19 protein-coding genes are annotated in these 19,699 nt (G+C 68.0%); 7 read left to right on the top strand and 12 right to left on the bottom strand.

Annotated features, from left to right (window positions below):
* Window positions 1-14 precede the first annotated feature (14 nt).
* On the top strand, window positions 15-707 hold the full coding sequence (locus CVV76_RS18955) for a fumarylacetoacetate hydrolase family protein (RefSeq protein ID WP_102226263.1): 693 nt from the start codon (window positions 15-17) through the stop codon (window positions 705-707).
* 61 nt (window positions 708-768) lie between these two features.
* Here CVV76_RS18955 and ccoS read toward each other — a convergent pair whose 3' ends face one another.
* From ccoS to CVV76_RS18980, 5 genes are all read right to left on the bottom strand, one after another.
* Window positions 769-927 (bottom strand): cbb3-type cytochrome oxidase assembly protein CcoS, encoded by a 159-nt coding sequence (gene ccoS / locus CVV76_RS18960; RefSeq protein WP_102226264.1) that lies wholly within the window; start codon window positions 925-927, stop codon window positions 769-771.
* A 4-nt stretch (window positions 928-931) separates the two neighbouring features.
* On the bottom strand, window positions 932-3,118 hold the full coding sequence (locus CVV76_RS18965) for a heavy metal translocating P-type ATPase (RefSeq protein WP_102226265.1): 2,187 nt from the start codon (window positions 3,116-3,118) through the stop codon (window positions 932-934).
* Between the two features lie 39 nt (window positions 3,119-3,157).
* Complete coding sequence (locus tag CVV76_RS18970) at window positions 3,158-3,610, bottom strand: FixH family protein (RefSeq protein WP_102226266.1); 453 nt, start codon at window positions 3,608-3,610, stop codon at window positions 3,158-3,160.
* On the bottom strand, window positions 3,611-5,167 hold the full coding sequence (gene ccoG / locus CVV76_RS18975; RefSeq protein ID WP_233193025.1) for a cytochrome c oxidase accessory protein CcoG: 1,557 nt from the start codon (window positions 5,165-5,167) through the stop codon (window positions 3,611-3,613).
* Between the two features lie 318 nt (window positions 5,168-5,485).
* A complete protein-coding gene (locus CVV76_RS18980) occupies window positions 5,486-6,403 on the bottom strand; it encodes a LysR family transcriptional regulator (protein WP_102226320.1) in 918 nt (305 codons plus the stop codon).
* Between the two features lie 101 nt (window positions 6,404-6,504).
* On the opposite strand from CVV76_RS18980, the gene CVV76_RS18985 reads away from it, so the two are divergent.
* Window positions 6,505-6,747, top strand: coding sequence for a hypothetical protein (locus CVV76_RS18985; protein WP_102226268.1), 243 nt, complete (start codon window positions 6,505-6,507; stop codon window positions 6,745-6,747).
* An 81-nt stretch (window positions 6,748-6,828) separates the two neighbouring features.
* On the opposite strand, the gene ccoP is transcribed toward CVV76_RS18985, so the two are convergent.
* The 4 genes from ccoP to ccoN are packed head-to-tail and all read right to left on the bottom strand — an operon-like array spanning window position 6,829 to window position 10,253.
* A complete protein-coding gene (gene ccoP, locus CVV76_RS18990) occupies window positions 6,829-7,704 on the bottom strand; it encodes a cytochrome-c oxidase, cbb3-type subunit III (RefSeq protein ID WP_102226269.1) in 876 nt (291 codons plus the stop codon).
* Window positions 7,701-7,904, bottom strand: a complete 204-nt coding sequence (locus CVV76_RS18995; RefSeq protein WP_102226270.1) for a cbb3-type cytochrome c oxidase subunit 3 — start codon at window positions 7,902-7,904, stop codon at window positions 7,701-7,703. The genes ccoP and CVV76_RS18995 overlap by 4 nt, the downstream gene beginning before the upstream one ends.
* A 9-nt stretch (window positions 7,905-7,913) precedes the next feature.
* Window positions 7,914-8,642 (bottom strand): cytochrome-c oxidase, cbb3-type subunit II, encoded by a 729-nt coding sequence (ccoO, locus tag CVV76_RS19000; protein ID WP_102226271.1) that lies wholly within the window; start codon window positions 8,640-8,642, stop codon window positions 7,914-7,916.
* 12 nt (window positions 8,643-8,654) lie between these two features.
* Entirely contained in the window at window positions 8,655-10,253 is a 1,599-nt protein-coding gene (gene ccoN / locus CVV76_RS19005; protein ID WP_102226272.1) for a cytochrome-c oxidase, cbb3-type subunit I, read from the bottom strand.
* A gap of 249 nt (window positions 10,254-10,502) precedes the next feature.
* Between ccoN and CVV76_RS19010 the strand changes: the two genes are divergently transcribed.
* Window positions 10,503-11,342 (top strand): universal stress protein, encoded by an 840-nt coding sequence (locus CVV76_RS19010; RefSeq protein ID WP_102226273.1) that lies wholly within the window; start codon window positions 10,503-10,505, stop codon window positions 11,340-11,342.
* Window positions 11,343-11,416: 74 nt separating this feature from the next.
* Here CVV76_RS19010 and CVV76_RS25000 read toward each other — a convergent pair whose 3' ends face one another.
* Window positions 11,417-11,560, bottom strand: a complete 144-nt coding sequence (locus tag CVV76_RS25000) for a hypothetical protein (protein ID WP_158243195.1) — start codon at window positions 11,558-11,560, stop codon at window positions 11,417-11,419.
* A 349-nt stretch (window positions 11,561-11,909) separates the two neighbouring features.
* On the opposite strand from CVV76_RS25000, the gene CVV76_RS19015 reads away from it, so the two are divergent.
* Complete coding sequence (locus tag CVV76_RS19015; RefSeq protein WP_102226274.1) at window positions 11,910-13,031, top strand: aspartate-semialdehyde dehydrogenase; 1,122 nt, start codon at window positions 11,910-11,912, stop codon at window positions 13,029-13,031.
* Window positions 13,032-13,324: 293 nt separating this feature from the next.
* On the opposite strand, the gene fnrL is transcribed toward CVV76_RS19015, so the two are convergent.
* Window positions 13,325-14,071 carry a transcriptional regulator FnrL gene (gene fnrL, locus CVV76_RS19020; RefSeq protein ID WP_102226275.1) on the bottom strand — a complete coding sequence of 249 codons (747 nt, stop codon included), beginning with the start codon at window positions 14,069-14,071 and terminating at the stop codon, window positions 13,325-13,327.
* A 72-nt stretch (window positions 14,072-14,143) separates the two neighbouring features.
* Between fnrL and hemN the strand changes: the two genes are divergently transcribed.
* A complete protein-coding gene (hemN, locus tag CVV76_RS19025) occupies window positions 14,144-15,499 on the top strand; it encodes an oxygen-independent coproporphyrinogen III oxidase (protein WP_102226276.1) in 1,356 nt (451 codons plus the stop codon).
* A 120-nt stretch (window positions 15,500-15,619) separates the two neighbouring features.
* Here hemN and CVV76_RS19030 read toward each other — a convergent pair whose 3' ends face one another.
* On the bottom strand, window positions 15,620-16,384 hold the full coding sequence (locus CVV76_RS19030) for a DeoR/GlpR family DNA-binding transcription regulator (RefSeq protein ID WP_102226277.1): 765 nt from the start codon (window positions 16,382-16,384) through the stop codon (window positions 15,620-15,622).
* Window positions 16,385-16,553: 169 nt separating this feature from the next.
* Between CVV76_RS19030 and glpD the strand changes: the two genes are divergently transcribed.
* Together glpD and glpK are read left to right on the top strand one after the other, a co-directional pair.
* The gene (glpD, locus tag CVV76_RS19035) at window positions 16,554-18,068 is read left to right on the top strand and encodes a glycerol-3-phosphate dehydrogenase (RefSeq protein ID WP_102226278.1); all 1,515 of its coding nucleotides are present in this window, start codon (window positions 16,554-16,556) and stop codon (window positions 18,066-18,068) included.
* A gap of 28 nt (window positions 18,069-18,096) precedes the next feature.
* Window positions 18,097-19,599: a glycerol kinase GlpK gene (gene glpK, locus CVV76_RS19040; RefSeq protein WP_102226279.1), complete on the top strand. Its 1,503-nt coding sequence runs from the start codon at window positions 18,097-18,099 to the stop codon at window positions 19,597-19,599.
* Window positions 19,600-19,699 lie beyond the last annotated feature (100 nt).

Raw genomic sequence — 19,699 nt, forward strand, 5'->3', positions numbered from 1 at the left:
CAGGAGGACCCCCGATGACCGAATTCGCCATTCCCGCGCCCGCCCAGCCCAGCCTTGCCATCGCCGGCTCGGACGCCCGCTTCCCGGTGCGCCGGATCTTCTGCGTCGGGCGCAACTACGCCGACCACGCCCGCGAGATGGGCCACGATCCCGACCGCGAACCGCCCTTCTTCTTCACCAAGCCGGGCGACGCGGTGATCGGGGACGGGGCCGAAATCGCCTACCCTCCCCAGACGGAGAACCTCCACCACGAGGCCGAACTGGTCGTCGCCATCGGCACCGGCGGTCGCGACATCGCGGCGGCCGACGCGCTGTCCCATGTCTGGGGCTACGGCGCGGGCAACGACCTCACCCGCCGCGACATGCAGAACAAGGCCAAGGAAATGCGCCGCCCCTGGGACATGTCGAAGGGCTTCGACCGCTCGGCCCCCTGCGGCGCGCTCTACGCCGTCGCGGAACATGGCCATCCCCCGGGCACGGCCCGGATCACCTGCACGGTGGACGGCGCCGTCACGCAGGAAAGCACCCTCGACCAGATGATCTGGCCGGTGGCCGACGTGATCGCCTATCTCTCCGGCCTCGTCGAATTGCAGCCCGGCGACCTGATCATGACCGGCACCCCCGCCGGCGTCGGCCCGATCGCGAAAGGCCAGGCCTGCACCGTCGCCATCGACGGCCTCGGCGCCGTCACGACAACGCTGATCTGATCTTCTTCTGAGCGGAAATATCCCGGGGGGTCCGGGGGGCTGGCCCCCCGGCCTCTCCGCCTCAGGGCTTCGGCCGGTCGTCCCATTCGTCCGACAGGATCCGCCGCGCATCGCCCTCCGGATCGTCGTACTGACCCTTTCGCAGGGTCCAGAAGAACCCCGCGAGGCCGATGCCGCCGAGCAGCAGCGAGATCGGGATCAGGTAGGCAAGGACGTCCATCGGATCAGCGAAGCCTCAGCGCATTCAAAGACACGGTAATCGACGAGGCCGACATCGCAAGGGCCGCCGCCAGCGGTGTCGCCAGCCCCAGGATCGCGACCGGCACGGCAATCAGGTTGTAGGCAAGCGACACGCCGAAATTCTCCTTGATCCGCCGCACCGCCCGGCGCGCGACCTGCGCCGCCTCCGCGATCGGCGCCATGTCCTGCCCCAGCAGCACGATGTCCGAGGCCACCCGCGCCGCGTCCAGCGCCGAGGCCGGCGAGATCGAAACATGGGCCGCCGCCAGCGCTGCGGTGTCATTGAGGCCGTCGCCCACCATCAGCACCCGCGCCCCCTGCCCCGCCAGCGCGGCGACCCGCGCGGCCTTCTGCTTTGGCAGCGCGCCGGCGGTCCATTCCGCGATTCCCAGCCGCGCGGCCAGATCGGCCACCGACGCCTCGGTATCGCCCGAAATCAGCAGCACCCGCTTGCCCTGCGCCTTCAGCGCCGCCACCGCCGCCTCGGCCCCGGGCCGCAGGCGGTCGGCAAAGGTGAAGGCGCGCGGCGCGCCCTCCCCGGTATCGAGCCAGGTCGCGGTCGCCGCCACCGGCTCTGCGCCCAGCCATTCCGCCCGGCCCAGACGCACCCGGCGCCCCTGCCACAGCCCCTCGATCCCCCGTCCCGGCACCTCGCGCAGATCCGAGAGCGGCGCAGGGCCCACCCCTTCCGCCGCGGCCGCATCGGCCAGGGCCCGGGCAAGGGGATGGGCGGAGGCCCCGGCCAGCGCCGCCGCGATCTCCAGATCCGCGCGGGAGTGATCGTGCAGGTTCCGCAGGACAGGGGTTCCCATTGTCAGCGTGCCGGTCTTGTCGAACACCACAGTGTCGACCTCGGCCAGCCGTTCCAGCGCGGTGCCGTCCTTGATGAGGAGCCCCCGGCGGAACAGCCGCCCCGAGGCCGCCGTCACCACCGCAGGTACCGCGAGGCCAAGGGCGCAGGGGCAGGTGATGATCAGCACCGCAACCGCGATGTTCACCGCCAGCCGCACATCTCCGCCCGAGACCCAGAGCCAGCCGAGGAACGCCGCCAGCGACAAGAGATGCACCCCCGGCGCATAGATCCGCGCCGCCCGGTCGGCAAGCGAGGTGTAGCGGTTGCGCCCGCTCTCCGCGACCGCGACGAGGTCGGCCATCCGCTGCAACGCGCTGTCCCGCCCCGCCGCCGTCACCCGCAGGGTCAGCGGGCCGGTCAGGTTGACCTCGCCCGCGCTGACGGTGCTGCCCGGGCCCGCGGGGACGGGCAGGCTCTCGCCCGTCAGAAGCGACCGGTCCAGCTCCGACCTGCCCTCCGTCACCACGCCGTCCGCCGGCATCCGCGCGCCGGGACGGACGCGCACCAGATCGCCCACGCGAAGCTCGGCGATGGGCACGGTCACCTCGTCCCCGTCCTGCAGCCGGCTGGCGCGCGGCACTTCCAGCGCGGCCAGCTCCTCGGCCGCCGACCGCGCCACCGCCCGGGTCCGGAAATCGAGGTAGCGCCCCGCCAGCAAGAAGAAGGTGAGCGAGACCGCCGCGTCGAAATAGGCATGCCGCCCGCCCTCGATCGTCTCATAAAGCGAAAGGCCCGCGGCCAGCAGGATGGCCAGCGTGATCGGCACGTCCATCCCCAGCCGCCCGGCCCTGAGCGCGACCCAGGCGTTTCGAAAGAACGGCTGCCCCGCGAAGACCACTGTCGGCAGCGCGATCGCGGCGGACAGCCAGTGGAACATGTCGCGCGTCTCGGCCTCGGCCCCCGACCAGACCGCGATCGACAGAATCATGACGTTCATCATCGCGAAGCCCGCGACGCCCAGCCGCATCAGCAGGTCCCGCCCGCGCCGGTCGGTCTCGGTCGTGTTCAGCGACCCGGCATCCAGTTCGTGCGCCTCGTACCCGAGACCGTCGAGGACGGCGATCAATTGATCGGCGGTCACCTCCGGCTCGGCCTCGACCGAGACGCGTTTGAGAGTCAGGTTCACCCGGGCCGAGCGCACCCCCGGCACCGCGCCGAGACCCCGCTCCACCGTCGACATGCAGACCGCGCAATGCGCCGTGGGCAGCGACAGCATCAGAGGCGCCGCCTGTGCCGCCGGCGCGGCCAGGGCCTCGGCCGCCGGCACGGCGGCGCAGGCGGGGCAGGCTGAGGCGGAAGGGCGGGCGGCGGCGGTCATCGGGAAGGCGTTCCGGGGCTGGGATGAGGGGGGAAGGGGCTAGTTCGTCACGTTCAGAGACAGCCTTTGTCGGAACCGCGTGCCATCGGTGGCGCGCGCCTGCACCACGACCATCCACTTGCCCTTGTGCAGGTCCAGCGGTGCCGAGAACACGTCGCCATTGCGAGAGAAGACGGGGTGCTTGTCCTCGCGCGCCTCGGTCGGCCGGCCCACCAGCACGTCAAGCGAAGCGACATCGGCGATCGGGTCCTCGCCGCGATCGAAGCCCAGGGAAAGCACCTTGCCGGCATAGCCAAGCTTCAGGCCCCACCCCAGCGCCTTCTGGGCTTTCTGGTCGCGGTCGAAGGTCTGGCTTTCGACATAGCCGTTCTCGACCTCCAGCCCCGGGAAGGTGTGGACCGCCTGGTAGGCCATCACCACGTTGACCGCGATGATGATGCCGAAGGCCCCGACGAAGCCCGCCAGAACGTGGCGTCCGGTGATCTCGGCCATCTACTTGCCCTTTCCGAAGAACACGGTGTCATCCTTGACGCGGTCGGCGCCGTTCGCGTCGTCGACCCAGACCCTGACGGGCGTGCGCTCTGCCGCCGCGGGGGCCGAGCCAGGCGCGGCGGTGATGTAGACGCGCTGAAGCCGGGTCTCGTCCGCCGGGACAGAGACGGTCGCGCCCTCGGTCCCCTCAAGCGTCATGGTCAGGCCGGGCACCGGGTCCATGCTGATCTCGAACGGTCTTGCGCCGTGCTGCATGTTGCGCAGCCGCACGTCGTAGGTGTTGCGGATCGAGCCGTCGGACATCGTGACGTAGATCGGGTTGCGCACCGGGGCGACGGTCAGGCCGATCGGCTGGCGCAGGAACAGCGCCACGAGCAGGCCCACCCCCACCGCCGACCACAGCGCGGTATAGAGAATGGTGCGCGGGCGGAAGATGTGCTTCCAGATGCGACGCGGATGACCGCCCGCGCGTTCCAGCTTTTCGTCGGTCAGGGCCATGTAGCCGATCAGCCCGCGCGGCTTGCCGATCTTTTCCATCACCTCGTCGCAGGCGTCGATGCACAGCGCACAGGTGATACAGGCCATCTGCTGGCCGTCGCGGATGTCGATCCCCATCGGGCAGACGTTGACGCAGGCGTTGCAGTCGATGCAATCGCCAAGGCTGTCCTTCGCCGGGATCTCGCCGCCCACGCCCTTGGGCATCCCCGGCATCGGCACGAAGGGCGACCCGCCCTGCTTCGGCCCGGCCGCCGCCACCTCGGCCTCGGCCCGCGCCACGCGTTCCTGCATCTCGGCGCGGCGCCGGTTCTTGCCCTTGGCGCGCGGTTCGCCCCGCCATTCGCGGTAGGCCACGGTGATCGTGTCCTCATCCATCATCGCCGCCTGGATCCGGGGCCAGGGGCAGGCGTAGATGCAGATCTGTTCCCGCGCGAAGCCGCCGAAGGCGAAGGTGGTGAAGGTCAGCACCGCCAATGTGAGGTAGGCCACCGCCGGCGCCTGCAGCGTGACAAGGTTGACCAGCAGAGTCGGTGCATCGGCGAAGTAGAAGACCCAGGCCCCCCCGGTCGCCAGCCCGATCAGGAGCCACGCCACCCACTTCGTCAGCCGCAGCCGAAGCTTGTGCGCGTTCATCTTCTGCCGGTGCAGGCGCAGGCGGTTGTTGCGGTCGCCCTCGATCCAGCGCTCGACCAGGATGAAGAGGTCCGTCCACACCGTTTGCGGGCAGGTGTAGCCGCACCAGACCCGCCCCAGCGCCGAGGTAAACAGGAAAAGCCCCAGCCCCGCCATGATCAGAAGGCCCGCGACGAAGTAGAATTCATGCGGCCAGATCTCGATCCAGAAGAAGAAGAACCGGCGATTGGCAAGGTCGATCAGCACCGCCTGATCGGGCAGGCTGGGACCGCGGTCCCAACGGATCCAGGGCGTGACATAGTAGATCCCCAGCGTGACCACCATGATCACCCATTTCAAGTTGCGGAAGGTTCCGCGCACCCGCCTGGGAAAGATCGGCTCCCGCGCCGTGTAGAGGGGATCTGTGGTGGTGTCGGGGGCGGTCAACGGCAGGTCTCCGGGCTGATCACGAAATATCGCAAAAGCGTTATCTGACGCCCCGGATCTAGGCGCTTTGACCTGCATCAACAATGTGTCTTATCGCCCCGCCCCGGCGCGCCCCACGCAGCGGCCGCAACTGCGTCCAGGACGCAAAGAAAAAGGCGTCGTGCCAGTGGACACGACGCCGGAGGTATTGGCACCGGCACCCCCAGGAAACGCGCGAACAGGACGGGGTGCCGGTGCAGGCCCTTGACCAGAGCCATCCCCTTCATGGCCCCGAATCGCCCGAGTCGCATTGACCTGTGTCAATTCGGGTAGGTGCGTTCAACTTTTCTTCAGTAGGGTTCCGGGGACATCCGCCCCCCCCTGTTCCGCGGCAACCTGGCGACGCGCCCACTGCGCGAAGGCACGGGCTGGCGGGCGCAGCACACCCTCGGGCGTGACCAGGAAATAGCCCTTCTTGCGGTTGTCGGCATAAAGCTCGCGCAGCCGGCCCGCGGCGATGTCGGCCGCCACGAAGGCCCGCGCGATCACCGCGACCGCCAGGCCGTCGCGCGCCGCGTCGATCATCATGTTGCCGGGAAGCGAGGTCATCCCCCGCTGCGCGCGCCCGGCCACCCCGTGCGCCGCGAGGAAATCGCTGGCCTCGCTCGTGCCCAGCTCCTGCATCCACGGCAGATCGGCGAGGTCGGCGATCCCGTCGACCTGCCTGTCGCCGACCAGGGCGGGCGCGGCCACCACCACCACGTCGGAATCGACCAGCAGGAGCGATTCGCAGCAAGGCCATTCCCCCGCCCCGTACCGCAGCGCGAGGTCGAAACCGCCCGGGCCCAGCGTCTGTATGGTTCCGGTCGGGTCGATCACCACGTCGATCTCGGGGTGCCGGTCGCGAAAATCGGCGATCCGCGGCATCAGCCAACTCGCGGCAAAACCGGGCGTGGTGGTGATCCTCAGCGGCCGCTCCGCCTCGGCCCCGGTCAGCGCGGCGACACTGTCCGCGATATGGCCGAAGCCTTCCGTAAGCGCGGCGGCAAGCTCGCGCCCCTCGGACGTCAGCACAAGCTCCCGCCCCCGCCGGCGCAGCAAGGCAAGACCCATATGCTGCTCGAGCGCGCGAAGCTGCTGGCTGACAGCGGCATGGCTGACGTTCAGCTGCGCCCCCGCCGCCACGACAGAACCGCTTTCGGCAAAGGCGGCAAAGGCGCGAAGCGCCGTCAGGGGGGGCAGGTCACGCCAAGATATCATGTAAGAAAGCCTTACGGATCTACAGAATTGCTGACTCGCATCCTGACGCAGGATTCCCAATTATCCAAGCATGGAAACACGGATCACAGGAGATTGTCATGTTGGGAATTCTTGGAGAAACGTACATGATCGCCGCCCGGACCGACCGCTTCCGCCAGGATCGGCGGGTCCGTGGCACGATCGAGACCCCCGCCAGTCACGACCCCGAGCGGGAGTGGATCGACGACGACCGCCGCCGCCGTCTCTACGGGCGCGACGCCGCCAGGGCCGCGCGCCGCCGGGCCGACCTTCGGTTCTGGCGCCAACGGCGGAGCGATGCCCCCGCCGACGGCAACGACTGACCCGCCGCACAGGCGGCCCACATGGCAGGAAGGCCCGGGATCCGTCCCGGGCCTTCCCTTTGCGCGGCCTCTCCGGCAGGATTATTCGCCGCCGCCGAGGCTGTGGACGTAATAGGTCACCGCCTGAATATCCGCGTCCGACAGCCGCTTGCCCCAGGCCGGCATCACGCCGAAGCGGGCATTGGTCACCGTCTCGGTCAGGGTCTTGCGATCGCCGCCATACAGCCAGATCGCGTCGGTCAGGTTCGGCGCGCCCTGCGTCCTGTCGCCCTTGGCGTTTTCGCCATGGCAGGCCGCGCAGTTCTCGGCGAACACGGTCTTGCCCGCCTCGGCCGCCTTCGGGTCGGTCGCGGCGTTGGACAGCGACATGACGTATTGCACGACGTCGCGGATCTGCGTCTGGTCGAGGATCCCGTCCTTGCCGAAGGCCGGCATCTGCGAATAGCGCGCATCACCGTCATCCGCGTTCCGCACCCCGTGAGTCACGGTGAAATGGATATCCTGCAACGTGCCGCCCCAGAGCCAGTCGTCATCCAGAAGGTTCGGGAAGCCCTTGTTGCCCGCCGCGCCGGAGCCGTGGCACTGCGCGCACCAGGTGCGGAACACCGCCCCGCCGGCATTGGTCGCGAATTGCGCCAGCGCCGGGTCGGCCTTTATCTCGGCCAGCGGCGTCGCCACGAGCTTCGCCTGGATTGCCTTGTTCTGGTCGTGCCAGGCGGTCATCTCCGCCTTGACGTCGCCGCGCGTCGACCAGCCCAGGATCCCCGGCGTCGCCCTGTTGACCAGCGGCCAGGCCGGGTACAGCACCGAGTAGATCAGCGCAAACGCGATGCAGAGGTAGAAGACATAGACCCACCAGCGCGGCATCGGGTTGTTGAATTCCTCGATCCCGTCCCAGCTGTGGCCGGTCGTCTCGGGATCGCCCGGCTTGCGGTTGGTATGAAGGTTGTCGCTCATTTTCTCGCCTCCTTCCCGGCGGCCTCGCGGCCGTCACGGGCGGGTCTGTCCTCGTTGCGGAAAATCGACGTCGCGGCATCGCGCTGGTCGCCTCGGCTGCCCGGACGGAAGGCCCAGACGATGACGCCGAGGAAGATCAGCACGAGGAGCAGAAGCATCCAGCTGTCCGCGAAATGCCGAAGGGTGTCGTATGTACTCATGCCCCTCCCCTATCGGCTCGCGTCCGGGGTGAAGGTCGAGAAGTCGACCATCGTGCCCAGCACCTGAAGGTAGGCGATCAGCGCGTCCATTTCGCTCAGCCCGGGCTGACCGTCGAAATTCGCGACCTTCACCTTTTCGCCGTAGCGCGCCCTGAGGCCGTCGACATCGGCCTCGGGATCCGCCTGGGCGGTGAAGTCGGCGACCGCGTTCGACAGCATGTCGTCGGTGTAGGGCACGCCGACGACGCGGTTGGTCCACATCGTGTCCTTGATGTAGGTGCCCTCGATCATGCGGCTCTTGAGAAAGCCGTACTTGGGCATCACCGATTCAGGCACCACCGACTGCGGGTTGGTCAGGTGATCGACATGCCACGCGTCCGAATAGCGGCCGCCGACGCGGGCAAGGTCGGGCCCCGTCCGCTTCGACCCCCACTGGAACGGGTGGTCGTACATCGATTCCGCCGCCAGCGAGTAATGGCCGTAACGCTCCACCTCGTCGCGCATCGGTCGGATCATCTGGCTGTGGCAGACGTAGCAGCCCTCGCGGATGTAGATGTTGCGCCCGGCCAGCTCGAGCGGGGTGTAGGGGCGCACCCCCTCCACCTTCTCGATCGTGTTCTTCAGGTAGAACAGCGGAACGATCTCCACCAGGCCGCCGATGGTCACCACGAGGAACGCCAGCACCAGCAGAAGTGTCGCGTTGGTCTCGATCGCCTTGTGTTTGTCAAGAAAAGCCATTGTCGTTTCCCGTCATTCCGCCGGCACGGCGGTGCTGTAGGCCTTGGGGGCCCCGGCGGTGACCGTCTTCCACAGGTTGAAGCACATGATGATCGCACCGGTCAGGTACATGCCCCCACCCAGCGCACGAACCACATACATCGGGAACTTGGCGGCCACGGTGTCGGCGAAGGAGTTCACGAGGAAGCCGTTCGCGTCGACCTCGCGCCACATCAGACCTTCCATGATGCCGGTGACCCACATCGAGGCGGCGTAGAGAATGATCCCGATCGTCGCGAGCCAGAAGTGCCAGCTGACGAGACTGAGCGAGTAGAGCCGCTCGCGGTGCCACAGCCGCGGCACGAGGAAGTAGAGCGCGCCGAAGGTGATCATGCCATTCCAGCCCAGCGCGCCGGAATGCACGTGGCCGATCGTCCAGTCGGTGTAGTGGGAAAGCGAGTTGACCGCGCGGATCGACATCATCGGCCCCTCGAAGGTCGACATGCCGTAAAAGCCCACCGAGATCACCATCATGCGGATGATCGGATCGGTGCGCAGCTTGTCCCAGGCGCCCGACAGCGTCATCAGGCCGTTGATCATGCCACCCCACGACGGCATCCACAGCATGACCGAGAAGATCATCCCCAGCGTCGAGGCCCAGTCGGGAAGCGCGGTGTAGTGCAGGTGGTGGGGGCCTGCCCAGATATACAGGAAGATCAGCGCCCAGAAGTGGATGATCGAGAGCTTGTAGGAATAGACCGGGCGCTCCGCCTGCTTCGGGACGAAGTAGTACATCATGCCGAGAAACCCGGCGGTCAGGAAGAAGCCCACCGCGTTGTGGCCATACCACCACTGCGTCATCGCGTCCTGCACGCCCGAGAAGACCTGCACCGACTTGGACCCGAAGATCGAGACGGGGATCGCCAGATTGTTGAAGACGTGCAGCATGGCCACTGTCACGATGAAGCTCAGGTAGAACCAGTTCGCGACGTAGATGTGCTTTTCGCGGCGCTTGATGATCGTGCCCAGGAAGACGGCAAGGTAGACCAGCCAGACGATCGTCAGCCACAGGTCGACATACCATTCCGGCTCGGCGTATTCCTTCGACTGGGTGGCGCCCAGGATGTAGCCGGTCGCCGCCAGCACGATGAACAGGTTGTAGCCCCAGAACACGAACCAGGCGGCATTGCCGCCCCAGAGACGCGCCGCCGAGGTGCGTTGCACGACGTAGAACGAGGTCGCGATCAGCGCATTGCCCCCGAAGGCGAAGATCACCGCCGAGGTGTGCAACGGCCGAAGCCTGCCGAAGTTCATGTACCCCTCGGCCCATTCGAAGTTGAGCGAGGGAAAGGCCAGCTGGCTGGCGATGAAGACACCGGCGGCAAAGCCGACGACGCCCCAGAAGGCGGTCGCGATCACGCCCGCCCGCACCACGCTGTCGAAATATTCGTTCGCGGGCGCGGGTACCCGGATATCCCCCGTCCGGCGCAGGCTGAAGATGAACATGGCCGCTGCGACGACCATGATCAGGACAGCGTGCACCTGGTAGGCAAGATCATGGCCGTAGTTGGCGGCGATCGCGGCAAACAGCGCGATCACGGCCAGCACGGCCAGTTTGATATAGTCCCACATCGTGCGTCCCTTTGTCTTGACCTCACCTGCCCGGACGGACCGGCGGGCTCTTTACGACTGATCGCTTCTTGCCCCCCGGACGGATCGGTCGCCTTGATCCATGTCAACCTTTCGTGAGCTCCCGTGTATAACCGTGAGATCGAGTTTGATCTTGGTCAATGCTTCAGCGAACGCTGTGCGATATCGTCGCAGACAACGGCCCCGGCCCATCGCGGTGCAGGGCGGTCCAAACGCGCGGAGGATGACGCGATGGCGTATAAGACTTTGTTAACAGTGCTGACCTCGCTCGCCGGTGCCGACCATGCGCTGGCGGCGGCGGTCGAGATCGCGCGGCGCGAGGATGCACATCTCGATGTGCTGTGCCTCGGGATCGACCGCACCCAGGCCGGCTATTACTACGCCGGCGCCACGGTGATGTTGCAGCAGGAACTGATCGACCGCGCGAAATCCGACGCCGAAGAACTGGAGGCGAAGGCGCGGAGCATCCTCGAGAGAGAGGGGATCCGCTGGGGCGTCGACTCGGCGGTGGCGCAGATCGGCGGGTTGGGGGCGATCGTCGCCCTGCATGCGCGCTTTTCCGACCTCGTGATCCAGCCTCTGCCCTACGGTCCGACCTGCGGCCAGGAGGACGAGGCCGTGGTCGAGGCGGCGATGTTCGACGGCCGGGCCCCGGTGCTCGTGGTGCCCGCGGTCGGCCTGGGCGGCAGCCTCGGCAAGCGCGTGGTCATCGCGTGGAACCAGTCGAACGAGTCGCTCACCGCGATCCGCCGGGCGCTGCCGATGCTGACCGCGGCGGACACGGTGAACATCGTCGTGGTCGATCCGCCCCAGCACGGGCCGGAACGGTCGGACCCCGGTGGGCCGCTCAGCCAGATGCTGACCCGGCACGGCATCCGCACCGAGGTGTCGGTGCTGGCCAAGACGATGCCGCTGGTGTCGGACGTCCTCAAGCGGCACCTGCGCGACCAGAACGCCGACCTTCTGGTGATGGGCGCCTACGGTCATTCGCGCTTCCGCGAGGCGATCCTCGGCGGCGCGACGCGGGCGATGCTGGAAGGCACGGAGGTGCCCGTCTTCATGGCGCACTGAGCCTGCGCCGACGGATCACGAAACGGATGAAGGGGGCCGCGAGGCCCCCTTCGATCGTCTGGGCTGGTCCGCCCCTAGTTCTTCGAGACGGTGCAGGCCGGATTACCGGAACTGGCGTTTTCACCGCAGACCGCAGGCAGATGCGGCCCGACGACCTCATAAGCGGAAATCGCGGCAACGGTGACGGCGGCCAACCAAACCAATCTGAAGGCACTCATAAACAGCTCCTTACCGATCAACTTCCTGTTCAATCGCGGAGGACGGAACTTCTTTCAACCCTCGCGCGTTTAATCCAATCGGTAAATCGCCTCACGTGTTATCCCGGTGACACTGCCCTACAGGGCACATCGCCGTTGCCGCTTGATTTTCGCGCGGATTGCGGATAGCGACGTGCACATGTCTATGATGATCGCCACCTGGAAACGCACCGTAAAGACCACCGCCTCGGCGGGGGTTCTCGGGGTGTGCGCGGCGATCTGACGACGACCATCCCAAGGCCCCTCCGGGAAGGAGAGGGCCAGGACCAGTGATCAGCCCCTCCTCCCGCCCCAACGAGAGCGAGAGATCATGCTGACCGAAGCCCACCTTTCCGAAGATGAACCGCCCGCAGGCGCCGCGCTGGCCGGCCCGTCCCTGCCCGCCCCCTTTGCGGCGGCCTCGCCGGCCCCGCGCGTCGCGATCGTGGGCGCCACCGGGGCCGTGGGCATCGAACTGATCCGCTGCCTCGAGGCACGGGCCTTCCCGCTCGCGTCGTTGCGGCTGCTGGCCTCGGCCCGCTCAGCCGGGCGGCGACTGCCCTTCGCGGGCAGCGAGCTTATCGTCGAGGAGCTTACCGACGACAGTTTCGAGGGCGTCGACATCGCGCTGTTCTCGGCCGGAGCCACCATCTCGCGCCATTACGCGCCGCTCGCGGCCGAGGCAGGCGCCGTGGTGATCGACAATTCCTCGGCCTTCCGCATGGCGCCCGAGGTGCCGCTGATCGTGCCCGAGGTGAACGGCGCACTGCTGGCGGGCCACGGCGGGCTGGGCGGTTCGGGCGGGATGATCGCCAATCCGAACTGCGTGGCGGCGATCCTGACGGTCGCGCTGGCGCCGCTGAACCGGGTGCAGCCGATCCGCCGGATCCAGGCCGCCACCTACCAGGCGGCCTCGGGCGGCGGGGCCGCGATGATGGAGGAGCTGCGTGAAGGCACCCGCGCCGCGCTGGCGGGCAAGGACCATGCCCCGCAGGTCCTGCCCCAGCCCTACGCCTTCAACCTGTTCAGCCACAACGCCGAGGTCGACGCGCGCTCGGGCTACAACGGCGAGGAACTGAAGGTGATCGCCGAAACCCGGCGCATCCTCGGCCTTCCGGCGCTTCCGATCGGGATCACCTGCATCCGCGTGCCGGTGCTGCGTGCCCATGGCATCGCGGTGACCCTGACCTTCGACAGCCCCTTCGGCGCGTCCGAGGCGCGGCGCATCCTCGAGGCCGCCGCCGGGGTGCGGGTGGTCGACGACCGCGCCGCGAACCACTTCCCCATGCCGTCCGAGGCCTCGGGGCAGGATGACGTCCTCGTGGGGCGCATCCGCACCGACCTGGGCGATCCCTCCGGCTGCTCGCTGTCGCTCTTCCTCGTGGGGGACCAGCTTCTCAAGGGCGCCGCGCTGAACGCGGTGCAGATCGCCGAGGCGCTGGTGGCGAGGTGAGGCGGAGCGGTCGTGCCCGGGCGGCCAGCCCGGGCAGCGCCCGACCCTCCCGCACGGCAGCAGGGCCTGCGCGGGCCCATGGGGTGGCGCGTGCAATCCGCCGGCAGAGAGGTACCTTGTCCCGGCCACGACCCTCTGCCGTCTGAGCATTCTACACGGATGACAACGCGCCAGCCGGCCGGAACGGGCCGGCGCTGGCCCCGTGACTTCGCCCCGCACCGGGCCGGATCAGCGATCATCGGCCCCGGAACAAGACCCCCTGGAAATCATGAAGGGCGGAGTGCCGCTTGCCGTCAGACCAGCATACCGCCGTCCGCGTCGTCGCCCGCCTCTTCCAGCAGGCGATCCATGTCGGGGATGGTGACGTGGCGCTTGCCCTGCATCTCGATCACGTGGTCGCGGCGCAGGGCCGAGATCTGGCGGCTTACCGTCTCCAGCGTCAGCCCGAGGTAATCCGCCATCGCCTCGCGCGTCAGCGGCAGGTCGAAGGTCACCGCCCGCTCGCGCCCCGCACCGTTGGCCGAGGCGTCGCGCTTGGCGATGATGGCGACCAGAGAGGCGATCTTTTCCCGCGCCGTCTTACGGCCCAGAAGCAGCATCCACTCGCGCGCCGCGTCCAGCTCGTCGAGCGTCATCTCCAGCAGGCGCTGGCCGATGTGCGGAGTGCGCAGCATCATCTCCTCGAACGGCTTCTTGCGGAAGCAGCACATCACGATATCGGTGGTCGCGGTCACGTCATAGGCGGCCCGCTCGCGCCCGGGGCGGCCCACGAAATCCGACGGCAGCAGAAGCCCCACCATCTGGCGCCGCCCATCCTCCATCGTCTGGGTCAGCGTCGCGATTCCAGTCACCACCGAGCCCACGAAATCCATCGGATCGCCGGACCAGACCACGGTCTGCCCGGCCTCGTAGCTGCGGTAATACTTGATCTGCTCCAGCTCATCGAGCTCCCGATCATCGCACCGCGCGCACACGGCCCGGTGGCGTATCGGGCAGTCCCCACAATCATGGGAGTTGAAGGTGGCCATTGCCATATCCATCGTCACAGCATCCGATCAGCGAGGTTTGATCTGCGTCAAGGCAAGGAAATCCCTTGAGGATAGCCTAAGTCAATGGACACTGAATCGCAACTCATGCGGCTCGGGCTATTCGATGCGCGCGTACCTCGATACACGAGTTATCCCACCGCCCCGCATTTTGCGGGCGGCGTCGATCCCGGCCATTTCGCCCGATGGCTCCAGGCGATCCCGCCCGGAGCACAGATTTCGCTTTACGTGCATGTGCCGTTCTGCCGGCGCCTGTGCTGGTTCTGCGCCTGCCGCACCCAGGGAACATCCTCGGATGCGCCCGTCCGCGCCTATGTCGAAACCCTGAAGGCCGAGATCGCGCTGATGCGGGCAAAACTGCCGCAGGGCGTCAGTCTGTCGCGCCTGCACTGGGGCGGCGGCACGCCGACATTGATGTCACCCGACATGATCACCGATCTTGCGGGTACAATCCTCGACGCCGTGCCGATGGGCCCGGGCGCCGAGTTCTCGGTCGAGATCGATCCGAACGAGATCGACGCCGCGCGGCTCGACGCGCTGGCGGCCGCGGGGATGAACCGCGCCTCGATCGGGGTGCAGGATTTCGACCCCGGCATCCAGAAGATGATCGGCCGGGAACAGAGCTACGAGGTGACCCGCGACGCGGTCGAGGCGATCCGCGCCCGCGGCGTGACCAGCCTGAACGCCGACATCCTGTTCGGTCTGCCCGACCAGTCGCGCGCCAAGATTGCGGCTTCGGTGCAGAAACTGCTGTCGCTCTCGCCCGACCGGGTGGCGCTCTACGGCTATGCCCATGTGCCGTGGATGGCCCGCCGGCAGGTGATGATCCCCGGCGAGGCGATGCCCCGCCCCGAGGAACGGCTCGCGCTCTTCGAGACGGCGCGGACGCTCTTTGCCGCCGACGGTTACCGCGAGATCGGGATCGACCACTTCGCCCTGCCCGGCGACGGGCTGGCCCGAGCGGCGGACGCGGGCCTCCTGCGGCGCAACTTCCAGGGCTATACCGACGACACGTCCGAGGTGCTGGTGGGGCTGGGCGCCTCGTCCATCTCGCGCTTTCCGCAGGGCTATGCGCAGAACGCCTCGGCCACCGCGGCACATGCCAAGGCGATCCGCGGCGGCAAGTTCTCGACCCACCGCGGCCATGCCTTCACGCAGGAGGACCGGCTGCGCGGCCGGATCATCGAGGCATTGATGTGCGACTTCCGCGTCTCTGGCGACGAGATCACGGCGCGCTTCGGGATCGGCCGGGCGGAACTGACGGCGATGTTCGAGGCCGCGGCACGGGGATTTCCCGGGATGATCGAACTGAGCGACGCGGGGCTTTCGATCCCGGAACGTGCCAGGCCGCTGACCCGGATGATCGCCCGGGCCTTCGACGCCTACGACCTGTCGAAGGCGGGCCACAGCCCCGCGATCTGACTGCCCCGCCTTAAGCCCCGCGTTAAGCCCCTCGTCGGGCCGCTTCCGGCGCCTCCTCGTCCGCCCAAACCGACGAGGAGGCGCCGAAGGGCGCACGACGAGCGGCCCCGGCTGCCCCCGTCACGTCCCGGCGACGACGATCCGGGTGCCCCATTCGGCGCAGCGTTCCACCACCGCAGGCGGCGGCGGCGCATCGGTGAAGAAGCTGTCCACCGCCTCCAGCGACCCGATCCTGACCGGCGCCGTCCGCGAGAATTTCGACCGATCCGCCACCAGGCACCGCCGCCGCGCCTGGCCCAGGATCGCTTGGCTCACCCGCACCTCGCGGAAGTCGAAATCCAGAAGGTCGCCTTCCTCGTCCAGCGCCGAGGCCCCGATCACCGCGAAATCGACCTTGAAGTGGCGCACCATCTCCAGCGTCATCTCGCCCACCAGCCCGGCATCGGCCCGCCGCAGCACGCCACCGGCGACGATCACCTCGGCGGTCGGGTTTTGCGCCAGGATCGTGGCCACGTTGAGGTTGTTGGTCACCACCATCAGCTGACGGTGCCCCAGAAGCGCCCGCGCCACGGCCTCGGTCGTCGTCCCGATGTTGAGAAACAGCGACGCCTCGTCCGGGATCGCCGCCGCGCAAGCCCGGCCGATCCGGTCCTTTTCCTCCTCGTTCAGGCGGCGCCGGTCCTCATAACCGATGTTCGCCACGCCCGAGGCGAGGATCGCCCCGCCGTAGACCCGCGTGAGCTGCCCGGTGTCGCACAGCTCCGACAGGTCGCGCCGGATCGTCTGCAGCGTCACCCCGAAATGCTGCGCCAGGTCCTCGACCACCACCTTGCCCCGGTCCCGGGCAAGCTGGAGGATTTCCCCGTGGCGGAAATTCTGTGCCATGTCCCGACTGCGCCGTCCCTTCATGCCCCTCTCCCGATAGCGCGTTTCCAGCGGGAGTATCGTCACCGGTGTGGCATCGTTTCAAGACACTAATGTTACAAACGAACCCAATACTTGACGAAACGAACATCACAGCACAGGTTCCCCCCCAAGCACAGGAGACGCCGAAATGGGTTCAAGAACGCCGGTCGACCTATTCGTCATCGGTGGCGGCATCAACGGCTGCGGGATCGCGCGCGACGCCGCGGGGCGCGGCCTGTCTGTCTGTCTGGCCGAGATGGGCGACCTCGCGCAGGCCACCTCGTCGAAATCGACCAAGCTGTTTCACGGCGGGCTGCGCTACCTCGAGTATTACGAGTTCCGCCTGGTGCGTGAGGCGCTGAAGGAACGCGAGACGCTCCTGCGCGCGATGCCCCACATCTCGTGGCCGATGCGGTTCGTGCTGCCGCTGCACAAGGACATGCGTCCCGGCTGGCTGATTCGCCTCGGCCTGTTCCTTTATGACCACCTCGGCGGGCGAAAGATCCTGCCGGGCACGTCGACGCTCGACCTCACCCGTGCGCCCGAGGGCAGGCCGCTGAAGCCCTTCCTGCGCAAGGCCTTCGAATATTCCGACTGCTGGGTGCAGGACTCGCGCCTTGTCGCGCTTAACGCCCGGGACGCGGCGGAGCGGGGTGCACGCATCCTCACCCGCGCCCGCGTCACCGGCGCGCGGCGCGAGGGCAAGCTGTGGCATGTCTCGGTCGACCATGGCGGGCGGGTGGAGGAGGTCGCGGCCCGCGTCCTCGTCAACGCCGGCGGCCCCTGGGTCGGCGACCTGATCACCGACACCCTGCACCTGCCCTCGACCGAAGGCGTCCGGCTGGTGCGCGGCAGCCATATCGTCACCCGCCGGCTCTTCGACCACGACAAGTGCTATTTCTTCCAGGGCGGCGACGGACGGATCATCTTCGCCATCCCCTACGAGGAGGATTTCACCCTGATCGGCACCACCGACGCCGACCACAAGGGCCCGCCGTCCGAGGCCGTCTGCACCCCCGAGGAACAGCAGTACCTGTGCGACTTCGCCAGCCAGTATTTCGAGACGCCGGTGACCCGGGACGACATCGTCTGGACCTATTCGGGCGTGCGCCCGCTCTATGACGACGGTGCCAAGTCGGCCACCGCGGCGACCCGCGACTATGTTCTGTCGCTGCACGATCACGACGGCGCGCCGCTGCTCAACGTCTTCGGCGGCAAGATCACCACCTACCGCCGGCTTGCCGAACACGCGATGGAAAAGCTCGGCCCCTTCTTTCCGCGCGGCCGGGTGCCCTGGACCGCCGGCGTTGCCCTGCCCGGGGGCGATTTCCCGGTCGACGGCGTGGCCGCGCTGATCGACGGTCTCTTGCGCGACTATCCGTTCCTGACACCCGCCTGGGCCAAGCGCCTCGTGCGGCACTACGGCACCGAGGCGCGTGAGATCCTCGGCCGGGCGCAGACGGCCGCCGCGCTTGGCCACGACTTCGGCGCTACCCTGACCGAAGCCGAGGTCCGATGGTTGGTCGCGCATGAATTCGCCATGACCGCCGAGGACGTGGTCTGGCGCCGCACCAAGCTGGGCCTCAGGATGGCACCCGAGGAGATCGCGGCACTCGATGCCTGGATGCAGCGGCAGGGCGACATGTGGCAGGAAGAGGACTGAACCTGCACGCCATGAGGGGGGAGGAAGAATGAGCCATGTACTTGCGATCGACCAGGGCACGACGTCGAGCCGCGCGATCGTCTTCGACGCGGCACTGAGCCCGGTCGCCACCGCGCAGGAGGAATTCACGCAGCATTTCCCCCGCTCCGGCTGGGTCGAACATGACCCCGCCGAGATCTGGGACAGCGTCGCGCGCACCTGCCGTGCGGCGGTGAAGAAGGCGGGCCTCGCGGCCGGTGACATCGCCGGAATCGGCATCACCAACCAGCGCGAGACCACCCTGTTGTGGGACCGCGCCACGGGCGAGGCGCTGCACAACGCCATCGTCTGGCAGGACCGGCGCACCGCCGGCACCTGCGCCCGCCTGCGCGAGGCCGGCCACGAGGCGATGATCCGCGCCCGCACCGGCCTGCTGATCGACCCGTATTTCTCGGCGACCAAGCTTGCCTGGCTCCTGGACAACGTCGAGGGCGCCCGCGCCCGGGCCGAGGCCGGGGAACTCGCCTTCGGCACCGTCGACAGCTACCTGATCTGGAAGCTGACCGACGGCGCGGCCCACGTGACCGACGCCACCAACGCCGCGCGCACCATGCTCTACAACATCGCCGACGACCGCTGGGATACCGAGATCTGCGAGCTGATGGGCATTCCCATGTCGCTCCTCCCCGAGGTGAAGGATTGCGCCGACGCGTTCGGCACGACCCGCCTTCTGGGCGACGAGATCCCGATCCTCGGCGTCGCGGGCGACCAGCAGGCGGCAACCCTCGGGCAGGCCTGCTTTTCCCCGGGCATGGCGAAATCGACCTACGGCACGGGGTGTTTCGCCCTGCTGAACACCGGCGAGACGATGGTGGCCAGCGACAACCGCCTGCTGACGACGATCGCCTACCGCCTCGACGGCCGCACGACCTATGCGCTGGAAGGGTCGATCTTCGTCGCAGGCGCGGTGGTGCAGTGGCTGCGCGACGGGCTGGGGATCGTCGCGGCGGCCTCCGAGACGCAGGCCATGGCCGAACGCGCGGACCCGCACCAGCGGCTGTTCCTGGTGCCCGCCTTCACCGGCCTCGGCGCGCCCTACTGGGATGCCGAGGCACGCGGCGCCCTCTTCGGCCTCACGCGCGGAACCGGGCCGGATGAGATGGCGCGCGCCGCGCTGGAAAGCGTGGGCTACCAGACCCGCGACCTGATGGAGGCGATGGCCGCCGACATCCGCGGCGCGGCGGGCGCGGCGCTGGGGGATGCGGCAGTGCAGACACTGCGCGTCGACGGCGGCATGACGGCCAGTGACTGGACGATGCAGTTCCTCGCCGACATCCTCGGCGCCCCGGTGGACCGCCCCAAGGTGCTGGAGACGACGGCGCTTGGGGCGGCCTGGCTGGCAGGCTGGAAGGCCGGGATCTGCCCCGGGCCGGAAGGATTTGCCGAAAGCTGGGCACTGGACCGGAGGTTCGAGCCGGAGATGCCGGAAGAGGAACGCGAAGAGCGCTATGCCGGGTGGAAGGATGCGGTGCGGCGGACACTGACCAGCTGAGAGAGGTGGGCGGCGGCTGGCCGGAGTCTTGGCGAGGCAGCCCTCTGCTGAAGAAAAAACTCCCTGATGTCCTGATCGCGTACGGGACGTCGACCGCGCC

Source organism: Acidimangrovimonas sediminis, assembly GCF_002871005.1.
GTDB lineage: Bacteria > Pseudomonadota > Alphaproteobacteria > Rhodobacterales > Rhodobacteraceae > Acidimangrovimonas > Acidimangrovimonas sediminis.

Bases quoted from the DNA above. Each gene is read 5' to 3' on its own strand.
- CVV76_RS18955 (WP_102226263.1), top strand. From the start codon at position 15: ATGACCGAATTCGCCATTCCCGCGCCCGCCCAGCCCAGCCTTGCCATC.
- ccoS (WP_102226264.1), bottom strand. From the start codon at position 927: ATGGACGTCCTTGCCTACCTGATCCCGATCTCGCTGCTGCTCGGCGGC.
- CVV76_RS18965 (WP_102226265.1), bottom strand. From the start codon at position 3,118: ATGACCGCCGCCGCCCGCCCTTCCGCCTCAGCCTGCCCCGCCTGCGCC.
- CVV76_RS18970 (WP_102226266.1), bottom strand. From the start codon at position 3,610: ATGGCCGAGATCACCGGACGCCACGTTCTGGCGGGCTTCGTCGGGGCC.
- CVV76_RS18985 (WP_102226268.1), top strand. From the start codon at position 6,505: ATGTTGGGAATTCTTGGAGAAACGTACATGATCGCCGCCCGGACCGAC.
- ccoP (WP_102226269.1), bottom strand. From the start codon at position 7,704: ATGAGCGACAACCTTCATACCAACCGCAAGCCGGGCGATCCCGAGACG.
- CVV76_RS18995 (WP_102226270.1), bottom strand. From the start codon at position 7,904: ATGAGTACATACGACACCCTTCGGCATTTCGCGGACAGCTGGATGCTT.
- ccoO (WP_102226271.1), bottom strand. From the start codon at position 8,642: ATGGCTTTTCTTGACAAACACAAGGCGATCGAGACCAACGCGACACTT.
- ccoN (WP_102226272.1), bottom strand. From the start codon at position 10,253: ATGTGGGACTATATCAAACTGGCCGTGCTGGCCGTGATCGCGCTGTTT.
- CVV76_RS19010 (WP_102226273.1), top strand. From the start codon at position 10,503: ATGGCGTATAAGACTTTGTTAACAGTGCTGACCTCGCTCGCCGGTGCC.
- CVV76_RS25000 (WP_158243195.1), bottom strand. From the start codon at position 11,560: ATGAGTGCCTTCAGATTGGTTTGGTTGGCCGCCGTCACCGTTGCCGCG.
- CVV76_RS19015 (WP_102226274.1), top strand. From the start codon at position 11,910: ATGCTGACCGAAGCCCACCTTTCCGAAGATGAACCGCCCGCAGGCGCC.
- fnrL (WP_102226275.1), bottom strand. From the start codon at position 14,071: ATGGATATGGCAATGGCCACCTTCAACTCCCATGATTGTGGGGACTGC.
- hemN (WP_102226276.1), top strand. From the start codon at position 14,144: ATGGACACTGAATCGCAACTCATGCGGCTCGGGCTATTCGATGCGCGC.
- CVV76_RS19030 (WP_102226277.1), bottom strand. From the start codon at position 16,384: ATGGCACAGAATTTCCGCCACGGGGAAATCCTCCAGCTTGCCCGGGAC.
- glpD (WP_102226278.1), top strand. From the start codon at position 16,554: ATGGGTTCAAGAACGCCGGTCGACCTATTCGTCATCGGTGGCGGCATC.
- glpK (WP_102226279.1), top strand. From the start codon at position 18,097: ATGAGCCATGTACTTGCGATCGACCAGGGCACGACGTCGAGCCGCGCG.